Genomic DNA, 933 nt, shown 5'->3' with positions numbered 1-933 from the left:
GCGATGACCCGGCGGGTCTCCTCTCGCCGGCCCGGGGCCACCCCGGGCCGGGGGGGCCGCCCCGATCCCGGTTGAGCGGAGCCCGATTCCGGCTGCCAGCTTCGCGGCAACGGCGGAAGTTCCGGGCGGGAGTCCGCCGCTCCTGCGCGCCGCCCTGCCGTCATCGGCGGGTGCGGCGCTCCGGACTCAGCCGGCGTCGGCCGGCGTCATCCGCGGCATCGCCACGGCGGCGCCTTCATTCTCGGTCGAGCGGGCGGCGTACTGGTTGGCGAAACGCACGTGCTTGATGAAGGCCGCGTCCGGCGCCTGCGCCAGCGAGGCCACCAGCGCGCCGTTGAAGGCGTCGCCGGCGCCGGTGGTGTCCACCACCTGCACCGATTCCGCGGCCACGCGGTAGTAGGGCTGGCTGTCGCCGCGCAGGCGTTCCTCGTCGTGCGAGACGAACACACCGACCGCGCCGAGGGTGACCACCACGGTATTGCCCGACAGCTTGCGGCACAGCGCGTGCAGGCTGGCGCCGTCCAGCGCGGCCACGTCATCGGCTTCCACGCGCTCGCCGACATGACGGCCGAGCAGGGCGGCGAATTCGGTCTCGTTGGGGGTCAGTACATCGGCCAGCTTGAGCAGGCTGATCGACGAAGGTGCGTTGGCCGGGGCCGGGTTGAGCACGGTCAGCACGCCGGCCTCGCGGGCGATGCCCAGCGCCGCTTCGATCGACTCCACCGGCGATTCCAGCTGCGCCAGCAGCACCCCGGCGTCGCCGATCAGCGCCGCGTTGGCGGCCATGAATTCCGTGCTCAGCGAGGCGTTGGCGCCGGGGCCGATGACGATGGAATTGCGGCCGCGGCTGTCCACGTAGATGCCGGCAGTACCGGTGGGCTCGGTGCTGGCCTCGGCGGCCAGCACGATGCCATCGGCAGCGGCGAGCAGGCG

At 73.0% G+C, this 933-nt stretch carries 1 protein-coding gene; it reads right to left on the bottom strand.

Annotated elements, in window-relative coordinates; genetic code table 11:
- Positions 1 to 186 precede the first annotated feature (186 nt).
- A partial coding sequence (locus QMX80_RS19190; RefSeq protein WP_282278767.1) for a PfkB family carbohydrate kinase occupies positions 187 to 933 on the bottom strand: 747 nt, incomplete at its 5' end.

It is taken from the genome of Stenotrophomonas sp. PS02297, assembly GCF_029959705.1.
Taxonomy (GTDB): domain Bacteria; phylum Pseudomonadota; class Gammaproteobacteria; order Xanthomonadales; family Xanthomonadaceae; genus Stenotrophomonas; species Stenotrophomonas nitritireducens.
The sequence above is the reverse complement of the archived record's forward strand: the minus strand, read 5'-3'. Positions and strand labels throughout refer to the sequence as shown.